The 15875-nt window shown below is 72.0% G+C and carries 17 protein-coding genes; 12 read left to right on the top strand and 5 right to left on the bottom strand.

Translation table 11 applies throughout. The annotated features are described in order from the left end of the window. The first annotated feature begins 97 nt into the window (after positions 1-97). From WFJ17_RS09165 to moaA, 5 genes are all read left to right on the top strand, one after another. Positions 98-496 (top strand): TOBE domain-containing protein, encoded by a 399-nt coding sequence (locus WFJ17_RS09165; RefSeq protein ID WP_251447462.1) that lies wholly within the window; start codon positions 98-100, stop codon positions 494-496. Positions 497-502: 6 nt separating this feature from the next. Further along, positions 503-1315 (top strand): molybdate ABC transporter substrate-binding protein, encoded by an 813-nt coding sequence (modA, locus tag WFJ17_RS09160; RefSeq protein WP_251447464.1) that lies wholly within the window; start codon positions 503-505, stop codon positions 1313-1315. Between the two features lie 26 nt (positions 1316-1341). Further along, the gene (locus tag WFJ17_RS09155) at positions 1342-2193 is read left to right on the top strand and encodes an ABC transporter permease (protein WP_374208791.1); all 852 of its coding nucleotides are present in this window, start codon (positions 1342-1344) and stop codon (positions 2191-2193) included. After that, a complete protein-coding gene (locus WFJ17_RS09150) occupies positions 2190-3332 on the top strand; it encodes a sulfate/molybdate ABC transporter ATP-binding protein (protein WP_251447484.1) in 1143 nt (380 codons plus the stop codon). The genes WFJ17_RS09155 and WFJ17_RS09150 overlap by 4 nt, the downstream gene beginning before the upstream one ends. A 63-nt stretch (positions 3333-3395) precedes the next feature. Continuing rightward, on the top strand, positions 3396-4448 hold the full coding sequence (gene moaA, locus WFJ17_RS09145; protein WP_336648233.1) for a GTP 3',8-cyclase MoaA: 1053 nt from the start codon (positions 3396-3398) through the stop codon (positions 4446-4448). A gap of 153 nt (positions 4449-4601) precedes the next feature. Here moaA and WFJ17_RS09140 read toward each other — a convergent pair whose 3' ends face one another. Next, complete coding sequence (locus tag WFJ17_RS09140) at positions 4602-5012, bottom strand: molybdenum cofactor biosynthesis protein MoaE (protein WP_336648232.1); 411 nt, start codon at positions 5010-5012, stop codon at positions 4602-4604. After that, positions 5009-6178: a ThiF family adenylyltransferase gene (locus WFJ17_RS09135; protein WP_336648231.1), complete on the bottom strand. Its 1170-nt coding sequence runs from the start codon at positions 6176-6178 to the stop codon at positions 5009-5011. Before WFJ17_RS09135 ends, WFJ17_RS09140 begins: the two co-directional genes overlap by 4 nt. A 91-nt stretch (positions 6179-6269) precedes the next feature. Here WFJ17_RS09135 and WFJ17_RS09130 point away from each other — a divergent pair, with 91 nt between their 5' ends. The 5 genes from WFJ17_RS09130 (at position 6270) to WFJ17_RS09110 (ending at position 9894) form a co-directional block, all read left to right on the top strand. Further along, on the top strand, positions 6270-6527 hold the full coding sequence (locus WFJ17_RS09130; RefSeq protein ID WP_251447492.1) for a MoaD/ThiS family protein: 258 nt from the start codon (positions 6270-6272) through the stop codon (positions 6525-6527). Between the two features lie 8 nt (positions 6528-6535). Continuing rightward, a complete protein-coding gene (moaC, locus tag WFJ17_RS09125; protein ID WP_336648230.1) occupies positions 6536-7039 on the top strand; it encodes a cyclic pyranopterin monophosphate synthase MoaC in 504 nt (167 codons plus the stop codon). Continuing rightward, complete coding sequence (locus WFJ17_RS09120; RefSeq protein ID WP_336648229.1) at positions 7036-7530, top strand: MogA/MoaB family molybdenum cofactor biosynthesis protein; 495 nt, start codon at positions 7036-7038, stop codon at positions 7528-7530. The genes moaC and WFJ17_RS09120 overlap by 4 nt, the downstream gene beginning before the upstream one ends. 75 nt (positions 7531-7605) lie before the next feature. Further along, complete coding sequence (locus WFJ17_RS09115; RefSeq protein WP_251447500.1) at positions 7606-8145, top strand: YaeQ family protein; 540 nt, start codon at positions 7606-7608, stop codon at positions 8143-8145. Between the two features lie 90 nt (positions 8146-8235). Then, on the top strand, positions 8236-9894 hold the full coding sequence (locus tag WFJ17_RS09110; protein ID WP_336648228.1) for an HNH endonuclease signature motif containing protein: 1659 nt from the start codon (positions 8236-8238) through the stop codon (positions 9892-9894). Between the two features lie 86 nt (positions 9895-9980). On the opposite strand, the gene WFJ17_RS09105 is transcribed toward WFJ17_RS09110, so the two are convergent. Beyond that, positions 9981-13541 (bottom strand): efflux RND transporter permease subunit, encoded by a 3561-nt coding sequence (locus WFJ17_RS09105; protein ID WP_336648227.1) that lies wholly within the window; start codon positions 13539-13541, stop codon positions 9981-9983. 134 nt (positions 13542-13675) lie between these two features. On the opposite strand from WFJ17_RS09105, the gene ddaH reads away from it, so the two are divergent. Together ddaH and WFJ17_RS09095 are read left to right on the top strand one after the other, a co-directional pair. Next, entirely contained in the window at positions 13676-14437 is a 762-nt protein-coding gene (gene ddaH / locus WFJ17_RS09100) for a dimethylargininase (RefSeq protein WP_251447506.1), read from the top strand. Between the two features lie 54 nt (positions 14438-14491). Next, positions 14492-14974, top strand: coding sequence for a nucleoside deaminase (locus tag WFJ17_RS09095; protein ID WP_251447508.1), 483 nt, complete (start codon positions 14492-14494; stop codon positions 14972-14974). Between the two features lie 54 nt (positions 14975-15028). Here the strand turns inward: WFJ17_RS09095 and WFJ17_RS09090 are convergent, their stop codons facing one another. Together WFJ17_RS09090 and WFJ17_RS09085 are read right to left on the bottom strand one after the other, a co-directional pair. Then, on the bottom strand, positions 15029-15394 hold the full coding sequence (locus WFJ17_RS09090; protein WP_251447510.1) for a fluoride efflux transporter FluC: 366 nt from the start codon (positions 15392-15394) through the stop codon (positions 15029-15031). Beyond that, positions 15391-15798: a fluoride efflux transporter FluC gene (locus WFJ17_RS09085; protein WP_336648226.1), complete on the bottom strand. Its 408-nt coding sequence runs from the start codon at positions 15796-15798 to the stop codon at positions 15391-15393. The genes WFJ17_RS09090 and WFJ17_RS09085 overlap by 4 nt, the downstream gene beginning before the upstream one ends. Positions 15799-15875 lie beyond the last annotated feature (77 nt).

The following is a 15875-nucleotide window of genomic DNA, read 5'->3' as shown; positions in this document are numbered from 1 at the left end:
GTGTTCGCCCACGCCGTCCACAACTTTTCGGAATCCACATTCCGCATCGCGGTATATCTGTTTGATCCTCCGCATCTGCGGCGCTATGGTCATCCTCATGACGCATTTTCGGATCCGCGAGGCCGCGAGCCTCCTGGGAGTCAGCGATGACACCGTGCGCCGCTGGGCCGCCGACGGGATCCTCACGCTCTCCACGGACGGCACAGGACACCAGGTCGTGCCCGGCGCCGAGCTCGCCGAGCGCGCGAAGGCGCTCGCGAACGAACCGGATCCCGGCGACGATCTGGTGCGCAGCGCGCGCAACCGCTTCGTCGGCCTCGTGACCGCCGTGCGCGTGGAGGGGCTGATGGCGCAGGTCGAGCTGCAGAGCGGCCCGCACCGCATCGTGTCGCTGATGAGCGCCGAGGCCGCCGTCGAGCTCGGGCTCGAGGTCGGGAGCAAGGCCGTCGCCGTCACCAAGGCCACCATGATGATCATCGAAGCCGAAAGGGCCTGATCCGGAATGAACCCGACCCGCCTCCGCCTCCCCGCGATCGCCGCCACCGTGCTCGCCGCGGCACTGGCCCTCACCGCCTGTTCGACGGGCTCCGCCCCCGCGTCGACCCCCACGCCGACCGCGACCACCGCGGCACCGGCCGTGAGCGGTGAGCTGACCGTGTTCGCCGCGGCCTCGCTCAACAAGGCGTTCGACCAGATCACCACCGAGTTCGAGGCCGCGAACCCCAAGGTGCACGTGAACCCGATCACCTACGACGGGTCGTCCACCCTCGCCACCCAGATCATCGAGGGAGCGCCGGTCGACGTGTTCGCCTCCGCAGACCAGAAGAACATGGACAAGGTGACGCAGGCCTCGCTCGCCGGAGACGCCCCCGTGTTCACCACGAACGTGCTGCAGATCGCGGTCGCCCCGGGCAACCCGCTGAAGGTGAAGGATCTCTCGTCCCTCGCGGACCCGGGGATCAAGCTCGTGCTGTGCGCCCCCGCCGTGCCCTGCGGGAACGCGGCCAAGACCCTGCTCGACGCGGCCGGCGTCGCCGTGACCCCGGTCAGCGAGGAGCAGAACGTGACCGCCGTCCTCGCGAAGGTCAAGGCCGGGGAGGCCGACGCCGGGCTCGTCTACACGACCGACGTCAAGGCCGCCGGCCCCGCCGTGGACGGCATCGTGATCGCCGGTGCCGACAAGGCGATCAACAAGTACCCGATCACGGTGCTGAAGGGCTCGAAGAACCCGGAGGCGGCCGCGGCCTTCCAGAAGTTCGTGCTCTCGGACAAGGGCCAGAAGATCCTCGCCGACCTCGGATTCGGCGGGGAATGAGCGCGCGGGGGAGGATCCCGTCCGACGTGGCCGCCTCGTCGACGACGACGGCGACCGCCCTCGGCGGGATCCCCTCCCCGCGTCCGCGCGGCGAGCACCTCCCGGCCTGGCTCCTCGTGCCCGCCGTGGTCGCCGTGCTGCTGCTGGTGCTGCCGTTCGTCGCCCTGCTGACGCGCCTGGACTGGGCCACCGTGCCCGCGGCCATGACCTCCCCCGCGGCGCTGCAGGCGCTCGGGCTGTCGCTCGCGACCGCCACCGTCGCGACGGCGATCTGTGCGGTCCTCGGCGTGCCGCTCGCCGTCGCGATGGCACGCAGCCCCGCGTGGCTCGCCGCGGTGCTGCGCACCCTGACCACCCTCCCCCTCGTGCTGCCGCCGCTCGTCGGGGGTATCGCCCTGCTCGCGCTGCTCGGACGCAACGGCCTGCTCGGCGGCGCCCTCGCCCTCGCCGGCATCCGGATCCCCTTCACGACCGCCGCGGTCGTGATCGCGCAGGCGTTCGTGGCGCTGCCGTTCCTCGTGATCTCGATCGAGGGGGCGCTGCGCGCGATCGGCACCGAGCACGAGCGCGTCGCCGCAGGCCTCGGCGCCGGCCGGTTTACCGTGTTCCGCCGGGTGACCCTGCCGCTCGCGGCGCCCGGGCTCGTGGCCGGCACCGTGCTGTGCTTCGCCCGGGCGCTGGGCGAGTTCGGCGCGACGGCGCTGTTCGCGGGCAACGCGGCCGGCGTCACCCGCACGATGCCGCTCGCGATCTACACGGCGTTCAACGGCGCCGGCGTCGAGGAGGACACCGCGATCGCACTCTCACTCATGCTCATCCTCGTCGCCGTCGCCGCCCTGGTGCTGGTGCGCGGCTGGCGCCCGGGGGCCGTGCGATGAGGGTCGACCTGCAGGCCCGACGCGGCGGGTTCGCCCTCTCCGCCGCCTTCGAGGCGCTCCCGGGCGAGATCCTCGCTGTGATCGGCCCCAACGGATCCGGGAAGTCGACGCTGCTGAACGCCATCGCCGGGATCCTGCCCCTGCACGGCTCGGTGGAGGTCGCCGGACGCGTGCTGGACGAGCCGGCGGGCTCGCCGCGGACGCGCGCGGTGCATGTGCCGCCCGCACGCCGGAGGATCGCGCTGCTCGGGCAGCGCCCCCTGCTGTTCCCCCACCTGTCGGTGCGGGAGAACGTGGCGTTCGGCCCTCGGGCGCAGGGCGTCGGACGCGTCGAGGCCCGTCGCCGCGCCGAGCAGCGCCTCGAGGAGGTGGGGCTCGGCGGCCTCGCAGGCCGGAGACCCGCGGAGCTCTCCGGCGGGCAGCAGCAGCGGGCGGCGATCGCCCGGGCCCTCGCCGCCGAGCCCGACGCCCTGCTGCTGGACGAGCCGTTCGCAGCCCTCGACGCCCCGTCGGCCGCACAGGCGCGGCGCCTCATCGCCGCACAGCAGGGCACGGTCGACGGTCGGTACGACGGGGCCGCGGACGCGGAGCGGGGCTCGGGACGCCGCGCGATCCCGATCGTGCTCGTCACGCACGACCCGATGGACGCGCTCATCCTCGCCGCGCGCACGATCGTCATGCACGACGGCGCGATCGTGCAGTCGGGTCCGACGGCCGAAGTGCTCGGCCACCCGCGCTCGGAGTTCGTCGCCGCGCTCGCCGGCGTGAACCGCGTCGAGGCGGTCGGCACCGGCGACGGCGCGGTGCGGACGTCGGGAGGGCTCGTGCTGCGCGGCCACGGCGACGCCGTCGGGGCGGGAGAGCCCGCCAGCGCCGTGTTCGCACCGGGATCCGTGCGCGCGGATGCCGAGGCCCTGGAGACGGTCGCCTCCGGTCCGAACCGGTGGGCCGGACGCGTCGCGCAACGGGATCCGATCCCCGGCGGGATCCGCCTGCACACCGTCGAGCATCCCGGCATCGCCGTGGACTGCCCGTCGACGCACGCGGTCGCGCTCGGGCTGCGACAGGGTCAGCGTCTCGCGTTCCGCATCGACGAGGCCGACGTCTCGCTCCGCTCCGCCGCTTCCGCCGGTCGCTGACGCCGAACGGATCCCGTACCGTCGCGCCGGTGCTACGGTTGCCCCTCGGAAGGAGGGCGACCGATGTCCCCCACGCAGCTGCCGTCGTCCGGCGTCCTCGACGCCCGGGATCGGCCGCTGCGCGACCTCCGGATCTCCGTGACCGACCGCTGCAACTTCCGCTGCGTCTATTGCATGCCGCGGGAGGTGTTCGGCCGCGACTATGCATTCCTCGAACGGCATGAACTGCTCAGCTTCGAGGAGATCGAGCGGATCGCCCGTGCCGCGCTGGCCAACGGCGTGCGCAAACTGCGCCTCACCGGCGGCGAGCCGCTGCTGCGCCGGGGGATCGAAGACCTCGTCGCCCGGCTCGCGGCCCTGCACACGCTCGACGGGGCCAAGCCCGAGATCGCCCTGACCACCAACGGATCCGCCCTGGCCGTGAAGGCGGAGGCGCTCAGGGAAGCCGGCGTCGACCGGGTCACCGTCTCGATCGACTCCCTCGACGACGGGCTGTTCCGGCGGATGAACGACGTGGAGTTCCCCGTCGCGCGCGTGCTGCAGGGCATCGATGCGGCGCAGGCGGCGGGCATGCCCGTGAAGCTCAACACCGTGGTGAAGCGCGGGCTCAACGACGGCGAGATCCTGAGCCTCGCGGAGCACTTCCGCGGCACGGGGCACGTGCTGCGCTTCATCGAGTACATGGACGTCGGCGCGACGAACGGCTGGAGTCTGGACGAGGTCGTCCCCTCAGCCGAGATCGTCCAGGCGATCGATGCGCGCTTCCCGCTCGAGCCCGTCTCCCCCGCCGCCCCGGGCGAGACCGCGAAGCGCTGGCGGTACGTCGACGGATCCGGCGAGATCGGCGTGATCTCCTCGGTGACGAACGCGTTCTGCGGCACCTGCAACCGCGCGCGGCTCTCCACGGAGGGGCGCCTGTTCACGTGCCTGTTCGCGACCGAGGGCCACGACCTGCGCGCGCTGCTGCGCGGGGGCGCCGACGATGCCGAGCTCACCGCGACGCTCGCCCGCATCTGGGGCGTGCGCGACGACCGGTACTCGGAAATCCGCTCGAGCCTGACCCCCGAGCTGCGGGCCGACCAGCACCGCATCGAGATGAGCTACATCGGCGGCTGACCGGCGCCACGCCGCGCGGCCCGAGAACATCTCTCTGCGTCGGCGCCCCCTCCGGCGATCCACGCCTCCGCTGCGATACGTCCCCACTAGGGGGCGTCGGCCACCCGAGGGGGCGTCGACGCAAGGGCGAGTTCGGGCAGAGCTACCGGCGGCTCAGAGCCCGACCCACTCCGAGACGCCGTCCGCGTAGTGCTGGCGCTTCCAGATGGGCACGCCCCGCTTGATCTCCTCGACCAGGCGCTCGCAGGCCTCGAACGCCTCCTTGCGGTGGCCCGCGGAGGCGGCCGCGAACAGCGCGACGTCGCCGATCCGCAGGTCGCCGACGCGGTGGGCGGCCGCGACGAGCAGCCCCGTCTCCGCCCCCACGCGCTCGACGATCTCCGCGAGGAATCGTTCTGCGTCCGGGTGCGCCCGATAGTCGAGCGAGCGCACCGCCTGCCCCCCGTCGTGGTCGCGGACGACGCCGCAGAACATCACCGTCGCTCCGTGAGCCGCATCGCCCACCGCCGCGCGGATGGCCTCCTCGTTCAGCGGCTGATCGCTGATGACCGCGCGTTCGCTCACTCCGAATCCTTCCGATCGTTCGGCGCCGGTGCTGCACCGGGGCCCTCGGTCTCGCCTCCGACGGCGGCGAACGCCCTGATCCCGCCCGCGAGGTAGTGCGCCTCGACGCCGCGCTCGCGCAGCACCCGCACCGCCCGCCGCGAGCGCGGATCCTTCTCGCAGAACACGACGAGCGGGCCGTCGCCCGAGGCGAGGAACGCGGGGACCGCGGCGCCTTCCTCGAGCGCTCCGAGCGGCAGCACGCCGGCGTCGGGGATCCCCTGCACGAGCGTCTCGTGCGGCTCGCGCACGTCGAGCAGCCGCACCCCTCCCTCGCGCCGCAGTCGCAGCACCTCCGCCGCCGACAGTGCCGCGGAGTCCTCCGCGGGACCGGTGCCGCAGAACAGCTCGTAGTCGACGAGCTCGCTCACCGCCGGCGCGTCCTCGGCCCGCTGGAACCCGATCTCCCTGGTGCGCGCGGTGAGCGCGTCGTAGAACATCACGCGGCCGACGAGGGGCTCGCCGATGCCCGTGACGAGCTTCACGACCTCGGTCGCCATGAAGGATCCGATCGCGGTGCACAGGCTCGCGAGCACGCCGCCGAGCTCGCAGGACAGCACCTCGTCCGCGGCCGGCGGCACGGGGAAGAGATCGCGGAAGCCGACCTCGGGCACGGCGACGCCGACCTGACCCTGGAAGCGCAGGATGGATCCCCACACCAGGGGCTTGCCCGCGAGGCGCGCGGCGTCGTCCGCGAGGTAGCGGGTCGGGAAGTTGTCGCTGCCGTCGACGAGGAGGTCGTACTCGGCGAGGATCCCTGGCAGCGTCTCGGCGGTCGCGCGTTCGCGGTACGGGCGCACCAGGATCCCGGGATCGATGTCGCGCACGGTGTCGGCGAGGGACCCGACCTTGGACCGGCCGATGTCGTCCATGCCGTGGCTGAGCTGGCGGTGCAGATTGGACAGCTCCACGACGTCGTCGTCGATCACTCCGATCGTGCCGACGCCGCTGCCGGCGAGCGCGGGGACGAGCGCGCTGCCGAGGCCGCCCGCCCCGATCACCAGCACCCGGGCCGCACGGAGGCGCCGCTGCGCCGTCTCGCCGAAGCCGGGCAGCATGAGCTGGCGGCTGTACCGGACGATGTGTTCGGGCGGCAGTTCCGGCCCCGGCTCGACGAGCGCGATCATAGGATCGAGTGTACGCGGGGAACTCCTCGCGGGACGGTCTACTTTCCATGATGCGGATCCAGTTTTCCGCGATACGGGTTAGATTGAGGACATGGCCACCATCACCGTGCGGTACTTCGCCGCAGCAGCCGAGGCCGCCGGACGCGATCAGGAAAGACTGACCCTCGACGACCCGGATGCCGCGTCGACGGTGGGCGCCCTGCGCGCCGAGCTGCTCGCGCGCTACGGCGCCCCGATGGCGAAGGTGCTGAAGTCCGGATCCTTCCTCGTCGACGGCACCGTCAGCCGCGACGACTCCCGGACTCTCGGCGAGACCGTCGACATCCTGCCGCCCTTCGCCGGCGGCTGAGCATCCGCATGAGCACGGGCGTGCCCGAGTATGGAGACGTGATGAGCGAGCTGACGCACCTGCGGGCCGATGGGTCCGCGCACATGGTGGATGTGACCGACAAGGCCGTGACCCGCCGCGAGGCGCACGCGCAGGCCGTGCTGCAGACGACCGCCGCGGTGGTCGCCCGGATCGCCGACGGGTCGCTCCCCAAGGGCGAGGCGCTCGGCACCGCGCGCGTCGCCGGGATCATGGGCGCCAAGCAGACGTCGGCCCTCATCCCGCTCTGCCACCCGCTGCCGCTGAGCCGGGTCGAGATCGACCTCGTGCCGGAAGGGGACCGCGTGCGCATCATCGCCACCGCCGTCACGAAGGGCGTCACCGGGGTCGAGATGGAGGCGCTCACGGCCGCGAGCGTGGCCGCGCTCACCCTCTACGACATGATCAAGGCCGTCGACAAGCACGCCGTGATCGGCGACATCCGCGTGCTCGCGAAGTCCGGCGGCAAGAGCGGCGACTGGACCGCGGAATGACCGAAGCGCCCGCGTCCGCCCGATCCGCGACCGTGCTCGTGGCGTCGACCCGCGCCTCGGCGGGCGTCTATGCCGACGAGACCGGGCCCGTCATCCGCGCATGGCTGGCCGAGCGCGGGTTCGCGGTCGGCGACCCGGTCGTCGTCGCCGACGCCGGCATCGCGGAAGCCCTCGCCACCGCGCTCGCCGGCGCTCCGGACCTGCTGCTCACGACGGGAGGCACCGGGCTCTCCCCCGACGACCGCACCCCCGAGGCGACCGCCGCCCTGCTCGACCGGGAGATCCCGGGGCTCATGGAGGAGCTGCGCCGCCGCGGCCTCGTCGCGACCCCGATGGCCCTGCTCACCCGCGGGGTGGCCGGGGTCGCCGGGCGCACCGTCGTGATGAACCTGCCCGGGTCGCGCGGCGGGGTGCGCGACGGCCTCGCGGTGCTGGATCCGATCCTCGATCACCTCCTCGCCCAGCTGAGCGGCCGCGGCGACCACCGCTGACATCGGCGAGGCGATCTTCTCCGCTGTGGCGACCACACGGGGACGCGGCCTCCTCACCCCGTAAAGTTGACCCCTATGGCTATCGGGGCGACGATCCACACCTTCGACGTGCAGCTGGCGGACACCGACCGCGGCGTGTACGAGGACTACTCGCTGCGCGTCGCGCGGCACCCCTCCGAGACCGACGCGTACATGCTGACCCGGCTGCTCGCGTACGGCCTGGAGTTCACCGAGGGGATCACGTTCAGCGAGGGGCTCTCCAGCACGGAGGAGCCCGCGGTGGTGGTGCGCGACCTGACCGGGCGCACCACCGGCTGGATCGAGGTCGGCGCACCTGACGCCGAGCGTCTGCACTACGGATCCCGGCTGGCCGAGCGCACCGTCGTCTACACCCACCGCGACCCGGCCAAGGTCATGGCGCCGTGGGAGGGCAAGCGGATCCACCGGGCGGACGAGATCCGGGTCTACAGCTTCGACCCGGGGTTCATCGACTCGGCGGTACCGCTGCTGGAACGCCGCAACACGGTGACCATGACCGTCACCGAGCAGGTGCTCTACCTCGACCTCAACGGCACGACGCTCACGACGACCGTGCACGAGCACGAACTCGGCTGACCCCGGCCTGCACAGGCCACGGCATCGGGAAGTTGTGCACAGATCCTCGAACGCCTCTCGCAACGATGGTGACGGCCGAGAGAATCAGGCATGGGACTTTTCACCGAGGCGGACACGCAGCTGGCTCTGCTGCGCGGGCTGCTCGGTGACGCGCTCGAGCCGGCGGATCTCGTGTCGGCGATGGACCGTCTCGACGATGACCACTGCGTGCGGGCGATCACGGCCGCGGATGCGCTCGCGCGGTTCAGCGAACGGCTCCGCGCGGTCGGAGCCGGAACGCTTGCGGCGCGTTCACCCCGGGATGCCGGGCACGGCGGGCTCGCGCAGTCGCGCGGTCATCGCAACGCCATCGCGCTCGTGCAGGACCTGACCGGGTCTTCCCAGGCGGAGGCGGCCCGGCAGGTGAGGGGGGGCGAGGCGCTGCGCGAGATCGCGCAGGCGGACGCGGTCCGGCTCGGCGCCGACGAGACGGGGCGCGGGACGGATCCGGGCGGCGCGGCGGTCGGCGACGCGGCGGTCGGCGGGCGGGGAGCCGACGGGCGGGGAGCCGAGGAGGGTGCTTCCGTCTGTGCGGGTGCGCCGCCGGGGCGCGGCATGCCGTGGCATGCCGCTCTGGGCCTGGCTGTGCTGTCGGGTGCGATCACGACGGCGCAGCACGATGCGATCCGACGCGGGCTCGGCGAGCCGCCCGCACCGCGCGCGGCCCCCGGAGGTGCGCCTGCGGACGCGCGGGGAGGCCCTGTCGACGTCGGCCGAGGCGAAGACGCCGCGGACGTCGGCCGAGGCGAAGGCGCCGGGGACGACGCCGCATGCCAGGCATGGGCGACGGCGGCGGAGCAGCTCATCGCCGCTGCGGGACACGATTCGCCGGAGCAGCTGGCGGGCGCCGCTCGCGCGATCCGCGACATCCTGGATCCTGAAGGTGCCGAGGCGCGATTCCTGGCCAGGTACGAGCGGCGAGCACTGCGGACCTGGACGGATCAGGACGGCGCGAGGCGGGCGTCGATCTCTTTCGACGACGAAGGCGGCGCGTTCTTCGACGCGATCGTCGCGGCCGCCATGCGCCCACGCCGCGGCGGGCCCCGCTTCGTCGATCCCGAGGAGAAGGCCGCGGCCGCTGAACTGACCGCCGATCCTCGTCGTAACGACCAGCTCGTGTACGACCTGTTCCTGGATCTGGTCCGTGCCGGGGTCCTCGCCGAAGCGAAGGCGGTGCTCGGCACCAGGCAGCCCGGACTCCGACTCGTGCAGACCGTGGACGTCGACGGCGCCGCCGGTGCGGTGGTCATGACCGAGGACGGTCTGACCGCGCCGCCCTCCGGAGTCGCCGAGCGGCGACGGTGCGAAGCGGGGTCGGTCGCGGTGACGGTGGATTCGTGCGGAAACCCGCTCGACGTCGGGCGCGAATCGCGCCTGTTCACGTCACGGCAGCGGATCGGACTCGCCATCCGGGACGGCGGCTGCCGCTGGTCCGGCTGCGACACACCCGCATCGTATTGCGAAGCGCACCACATCGACGAATGGCACCGAGACCTCGGGAACACCGATGTCGACCGGGGGATCCTGCTCTGCCGGTTCCACCACATGAACCTGCACCACGGACGATGGCGGATCACCCGGAACGGGAAACAGGAGTTCGTGCTGCATCGCCGCGACGGCGAGCAGATCCCGCTGCCGCAGCGGCCGGCCCTGCGGTATCTCTTCCGGGGCATCGACCCGCCGCCGCAACGGTTCCGCCGGGTGGCCTGACGCCCCGCGCAGGCCGTCTCCTCCAGGGCGCCGCGTGTCGCCTCAGCCGCCAGCGATGCCTTCGGTCAATACCCGTCAATGACCCGTCATCGACCCGATGAACCGTCCGGCTGACCGCTCTCACGCAGCTCACGGCGGGTCGGGTGGTGCGCCGGCGCGTCCGTGCCATCCACATATGCAGCGGCGATCGCCGCGAGCTTGCTCGTGGACGTCGACGGTTCGGAAGCCGTCTCGACAGACTCGGCCCCGACGGATGCCGACCCGGTGAGTCCCGGATCCGCGGGCCCGACATCCGAGGGCCCGACATCCGAGGGCCCGAGATCCGCAGGCCCGCGATCCGAGAGCCCGAGATCCGATGGCCCGCGATCCGAGAGCCCGCGATCCGAGGGTTCCGGATCAGGCTGCGCTCCCGACGGAGCCGCGGCCGCCGCATCGACGGCGCCGGACTCCGCAGCCGCCGAATCCACCGGATCCGCCCCCGGAAGCGCTGCCGCACCGGCCGCAGCGGCCGCAGGACCACCCGGCGCCTCGGGCGTCCCGCCGGCGCCCGAGCCGCCCGCCGCATCCGGACCCTCTCCGCGCTTCGCCGCACGCCGGGCGGCCCGCCGCTCCTTCGCGCCCTCGACGAGGTTGTAGAGCGTCGGCAGCACGAGCAGGGTCAGCACGGTCGACGACACGAGGCCGCCGATCACGACGATCGCGAGCGGCTGCGAGATGAAGCCGCCATGGCCCGTGATGCCGAGGGCCATCGGGGTCAGCGCGAAGATCGTCGCGAGCGCCGTCATCAGGATCGGCCGCAGACGCCGGGATCCGCCCGCGATGGTGGCGTCGTGCGCGTTCATGCCCTTCTCGCGGTACTGGTTCACCAGGTCGACGAGCACGATCGCGTTCGTCACCACGATGCCGATGAGCATGAGAACGCCGATGAGGGACGCCACGCCCAGGGGCACGCCGGTGGCGATCTGCAGCAGGATCGCGCCCGTCGCCGCGAACGGCACCGAGCTCAGCAGCAGGATCGGCTGACGCAGCGACTTGAACGTCGCGACCATCACGATGTAGACGATGAGGATCGCCGCGAGCATCGCGAGCCCGAGCTGACCGAACGCGTCCTGCTGCTGCGTCACCACACCGCCGAGCGACGCGTCGGCCCCCGCCGGGAGCTTCGCGTTCGCGATCCCCTTCGACACCGAGGCCGAGGCGCTCGCGAGATCGTTGCCCGCAGGCGACACCGAGACGGTCGCGGTGCGCTGCCCGCGCTGGGTCGTGACCGACGCCGGGCTCTCGCTCTGCTGCACGGTCGCGATCTGGTCGAGCCGGAGCAGGCCGGTGCGACTCGGGATCGTCAGCGCCTTGAGCTCGTCGACCGTGCTCGGCGGGTTCGCGCTCTGCAGGTACACGGTGAGCGAGGAGCCGTCGATCTCCACGGATCCGATCTGCTGCGGACGCATCGCCTGCGAGACGATGCCGCCGACCGCGACCTCGCTGAGACCGTGCTGCGCGGCGGCCGCGCGGTCGACCTCCACAGAGATGAACGGGAGCGAGGCCGAGAGGTTGCTCGTGACCTGGTTCACGCCGGACGAGCCCTTGAGCTCCTTCACCAGGGCGTCGGTCGCCGTCGCGAGCGTCTTGTCGTCCGGCGCCGTGATCTTCACCTGGATGTCGCTGGATCCGAAGCCCTCCGAGGCGGCGATCGTGATGTCCCCCACGCCGTCGAGCTTCTTGACGGCGGCGCGGACGTCGGCCTGCACCGTCTCCTGGTTCGCCGAAGGATCCGTCGTGATCGAGTAGGTGATGCCGGATCCGCCGCCGGAGAACGCGTCCCGCAGAGCGGATCCGCTCGAGCCGATCGAGACCTGCACGGTCTTGATGCCGTGGATGTCCTTGATCGCCTCCTCGACCTTCTGCGCGGCCTTGTCCTCGGCGTCGAGGCTCGGCGCCTGGCCCAGGGACTGCGTCATCGTGAAGGTGTTCTGCCCGCTCGACCCGAGGAAGTTCACCTTCATGAGCGGAGCCGCGGCCATCGTGCCGATGAGCACCACGACGGCGAGCACGAGCGTGGTCCAGGAGTGCCGCAGGGTCCAGCGCAGGATCGGGAGATAGGCGCGCTGCAGACGGGTCGGCGGGGCGTCCTCGTGCTCGGGGTCGATCGCGTGCCCGTCGGGGCCGAGCAGCGGCTTGCCGGGACGCAGGAACCAGTAGGCGAGCACCGGCACGATCGTGAGCGCGACGAGCAGCGACGCCGCCATCGCGATCGTCACGGTGAGCGCGAACGGACGGAACAGCTCGCCCGTCATGTCGCCGACGAAGGCGATCGGCAGGAACACCGCGACCGTGGTGATCGTCGAGGCGGTGACGGCCATCGCGACCTCGCGGACGGCGCTGAGGATCGCGGTCTTCTTGTCCGCGCCCTGCACGTAGTGCCGCTTGATGTTCTCGATCACGACGATCGAGTCGTCGACGACGCGGCCGATCGCGATCGTGAGCGCGCCGAGCGTGAGGATGTTGAGCGAGTACCCGAAGGCCTGGATGCCGATGAACGTGATGAGCACGCTGGTCGGGATCGAGATCGCGGTGACCAGGGTCGAGCGCACCGAGAGCAGGAAGATGAGGATGATGACCACCGCGAAGAGGAGGCCCAGCAGGCCCTCCTGCGCGAGCGACTCGATCGACTGCTGGATGAACGGCGCCTGATCGAACACGGTCGTGAACGTCGCGCCGGGCAGGTCCTTCTTGAGCTGCGGGATGAGCGCGGTGACGGCCTTGGACACGTCGACCGTGTTCGCCGACGGGAGCTTGGTCACCGCGATCGTCAGAGCGGTCTTGCCGTCCACCCGGGAGAGCGAGGTGACCGGATCCCCGTCGATCTCGACCTTCGCGACGGATCCGACCGTGGTGCCGGGCGCCGTCGCGCCGATCAGCGGGATCGCCTGCACCTGCTCGACGCTGGTGAGCTTCTCGCCGGTCTGCACCGTGAGCGTGTTGTCGTCCTCGGTGATGGATCCGCCCGGGAACAGCGTGCCGTTCTGCTGCAGCGCGTCCTTGATCGCGCTCGAGGAGAGCCCCGCCGCGAGCAGCGCGGTGGTGTCGGGCGTGATCGTGAGGCGCTTGCCCTGGCCGCCGACGAGCGAGGCCGCGTTCACGCCCTTGAGCCGCTCGATCTTCGGGATGATCGTGGTGGTGAGGCGCTGCTGCGCCGCCTCCGCGTCGGAGAAGCCGGTGACCGCGACCTGGATCACGGGGAAGTCGTCGATCGACGCCGTGATGACCTGCGGATCCACCCCGTCGGGCAGCTGGGACTTGATCCGGCCGATCGCCTGGTTGATCTTCTGCTCGGCCGTCGCCAGGTTCGTCCCGTAGGTGAAGGACGCCTGGATCACGGAGGAGTTCGTCGTGCTCGTCGCGGTCGAGGTGTCCAGGCCCGGCACGCCCTGGATCGCCGTCTCGATCGGGGTCGACACGTCGTGCTCGACGACCTCGGGCGAGGCGCCGGGGTAGCTGGCGACGATCGCGAGCTGCGGGAACTCGATCGACGGGATCAGCTCCTGCTTGAGGTTCGTCAGGGCGAGCCCGCCGAACACGGCGGCCACGATCGTGATGAGGGCGATGAGGGCGCGGTTGCGCAGGCTCAGGACGGCGAGTGTGGACACGTCAGACCTCTCGATCGGTGCACGCGGACCTCCGGCGCGCACGCGGCGGCACGGGCGGGCCCGGATACGTGACGAGTCTAGATGCGTTCGTGTATCGAAGGCGGGCACCCGCCCCCGGCGTCTACGCTGGGACGATGTCGCGCCTTCTCGTCCGTCGCCCGTCGCCCCGCCTCGCCGAGGGCGAGCTCACCCATCTCGAGCGCGTCCCGGTGGATCCGGCCCTCGCGCAGCGTCAGTGGGAGGCGTACGTCGACGTGTACCGCTCCCTCGGCTGGGACGTGATCGACATCGAGCCCGACGACGCGCACGCCGACGGGGTGTTCGTCGAGGACACCGTGGTCATGTTCGGCGACCTCGCCCTGCTCACCCGCCCCGGCGCGGACTCGCGGCGCGGCGAGATCGACACGACCCGCGCGGCCCTCGAGAAGGCCGGGATCGGCTTCGCCGCGATCGAGGCACCGGGCACGCTCGACGGTGGCGACGTGCTCAAGGTCGGCCGCACCGTCTACGTCGGGCAGACCCTGCGCACGAACCCCGAGGGCATCCGCCAGATGGACGCGCTGCTCGCGCCCCGCGGCTGGACGGTCGTCCCCGTCGAGGTCACCAAGGTGCTGCACCTGAAGAGTGGGGTCACGGCGCTCCCCGACGGGACCGTGATCGGCTACCCGCCGCTCGTCGACGACCCTTCGATCTACCCGCAGTTCCTCGCCGTGCCCGAGGAGCACGGCACCGCCGTCGTCGTCCTCGACGAGGACACCGTGCTGATGTCGTCGGACGCCCCGCAGAGCGCTCAGCTGTTCCGCGACCGCGGGCTCACCGTGATCGAGACGCCGATCAGCGAGTTCGAGAAGCTCGAGGGCTGCGTGACCTGCCTTTCGGTGCGGGTGCGCGACTGAACCGGCGCGGGACGGCGGATCCGCCCGACCGGCCCGCGTGACTACGATGACGGCATGCAGCTGAACGCGCAGGACCGTCGCTTCCTGGACCTCGCCGTCGACCAGGCCCGGATCGGGTGGGACGAGGGCGGCATCCCGATCGGCGCCGTGCTCGTGCACGACGGCGAGGTGCTGGCCGTGGGCCGCAACCGTCGCGTGCAGCTGGGCAGCGTGATCCGGCACGGCGAGACCGACTGCCTGGAGAACGCCGGCCGGCTGCCCGCCCGGGTCTACCGGGAGAGCGTGCTCTACACGACCCTCTCCCCCTGCTACATGTGCGCCGGCACGGCGATGCTCTACGAGATCCCGCGCATCGTGATCGGCGAGAACCGCAGCTTCCAGGAGTCCGAGGCGTGGCTGCGCTCGCACGGGAAGGAGCTCGTGGTCGCCGATGACGCCGACTGCATCGCGCTCATGGAACGGATGATGAGCGAGCGTCCCGAGCTGTGGGCCGAGGACATCGGCGTCGATCCGCACGACCTCCGCTCCCGGGGCTGAGCGCCGGCGCCGCCGTCCCTCTTCGCGACGATCGCTGCCGTCGCTCTCCCGCGGTCAGCCCGCGAGCGCCGCGCCGAGGGCGAGCCCGCCGACGGCGGCGAGGATCCCCAGCAGAAGCATGCCGGCGGCGTTGAAGGCGGCCGCCCGGGAGGATCCGTCCCGCCAGAGCGCGACCGTGTCCAGCATCGCCGTGCTGAAGGTGGTGTACCCGCCGAGCAGACCCGCGCCCACGATGAACGCGGCGCCCGGGAACCCGCCGGTGATCACGCCGAGCGCGAAGGAGCCGGTGAGGTTGATCACGAGCACGCCCCACGGATACCGGGTGCCGGCGAGCCGCGCGACCCCGAGGTCGACGAGATAGCGGAGCGCCGCACCCAGGCCCCCGGCGAGCGCGGCGAACAGGAAGACGAGGGGACTCATCCGTGCGCCTGCGTGTGCGTGGAGCGGGGACGGGCGAGGTCGAGCCCGAGCGCCGCCGCGGCGACGCCGAGCACGACGCTGCCGACGGCGTAGGCCGCCGCCAGCGCGGGCTGCGCGTGCCACAGGGTGACGCTGCCCACGGCGAAGGCGCTGTAGGTGGTGAATCCGCCCAGCACGCCGGTTCCGAGGAAGACGCGCACGGCGCTGGAGGAGGGCAGCCGCGCGGCGAGCACGCCGATGAGGAAGGCGCCGACCACGTTGGCGATGAGCGTGGCCCACGGCACCGCGGCCAGCCCGTGGCCGCTCGGAGCGGGCAGGGCGAGCCCGAGCCCCAGACGCGCGGCCGTGCCGATCACACCCCCCGCCACGACGAGTGCGAGGCGGAGCGGGACGGGCGAGTTCACGCCCGCCAGCCTAGACCTCGCGCCTCGGCGCGCCCTTCGAGCGGCGCACGATGGCCCCGCTCCCACGTCGATTCCGT

Origin of the sequence: Microbacterium sp. MMO-10, assembly GCF_037148715.1 — a bacterium.
In the GTDB taxonomy this organism is placed as follows: domain Bacteria; phylum Actinomycetota; class Actinomycetes; order Actinomycetales; family Microbacteriaceae; genus Microbacterium.
This window is presented reverse-complemented; position numbering and strand designations above follow the sequence as displayed.

What these genes read in the sequence shown, in the direction of transcription:
- WFJ17_RS09165 (WP_251447462.1), top strand. Translation starts at nt 98, where the DNA reads ATGACGCATTTTCGGATCCGCGAGGCCGCGAGCCTCCTGGGAGTCAGC.
- modA (WP_251447464.1), top strand. Translation starts at nt 503, where the DNA reads ATGAACCCGACCCGCCTCCGCCTCCCCGCGATCGCCGCCACCGTGCTC.
- WFJ17_RS09150 (WP_251447484.1), top strand. Translation starts at nt 2,190, where the DNA reads ATGAGGGTCGACCTGCAGGCCCGACGCGGCGGGTTCGCCCTCTCCGCC.
- moaA (WP_336648233.1), top strand. Translation starts at nt 3,396, where the DNA reads ATGTCCCCCACGCAGCTGCCGTCGTCCGGCGTCCTCGACGCCCGGGAT.
- WFJ17_RS09135 (WP_336648231.1), bottom strand. Translation starts at nt 6,178, where the DNA reads ATGATCGCGCTCGTCGAGCCGGGGCCGGAACTGCCGCCCGAACACATC.
- WFJ17_RS09130 (WP_251447492.1), top strand. Translation starts at nt 6,270, where the DNA reads ATGGCCACCATCACCGTGCGGTACTTCGCCGCAGCAGCCGAGGCCGCC.
- moaC (WP_336648230.1), top strand. Translation starts at nt 6,536, where the DNA reads ATGAGCACGGGCGTGCCCGAGTATGGAGACGTGATGAGCGAGCTGACG.
- WFJ17_RS09120 (WP_336648229.1), top strand. Translation starts at nt 7,036, where the DNA reads ATGACCGAAGCGCCCGCGTCCGCCCGATCCGCGACCGTGCTCGTGGCG.
- WFJ17_RS09115 (WP_251447500.1), top strand. Translation starts at nt 7,606, where the DNA reads ATGGCTATCGGGGCGACGATCCACACCTTCGACGTGCAGCTGGCGGAC.
- WFJ17_RS09110 (WP_336648228.1), top strand. Translation starts at nt 8,236, where the DNA reads ATGGGACTTTTCACCGAGGCGGACACGCAGCTGGCTCTGCTGCGCGGG.
- ddaH (WP_251447506.1), top strand. Translation starts at nt 13,676, where the DNA reads ATGTCGCGCCTTCTCGTCCGTCGCCCGTCGCCCCGCCTCGCCGAGGGC.
- WFJ17_RS09095 (WP_251447508.1), top strand. Translation starts at nt 14,492, where the DNA reads ATGCAGCTGAACGCGCAGGACCGTCGCTTCCTGGACCTCGCCGTCGAC.
- WFJ17_RS09090 (WP_251447510.1), bottom strand. Translation starts at nt 15,394, where the DNA reads ATGAGTCCCCTCGTCTTCCTGTTCGCCGCGCTCGCCGGGGGCCTGGGT.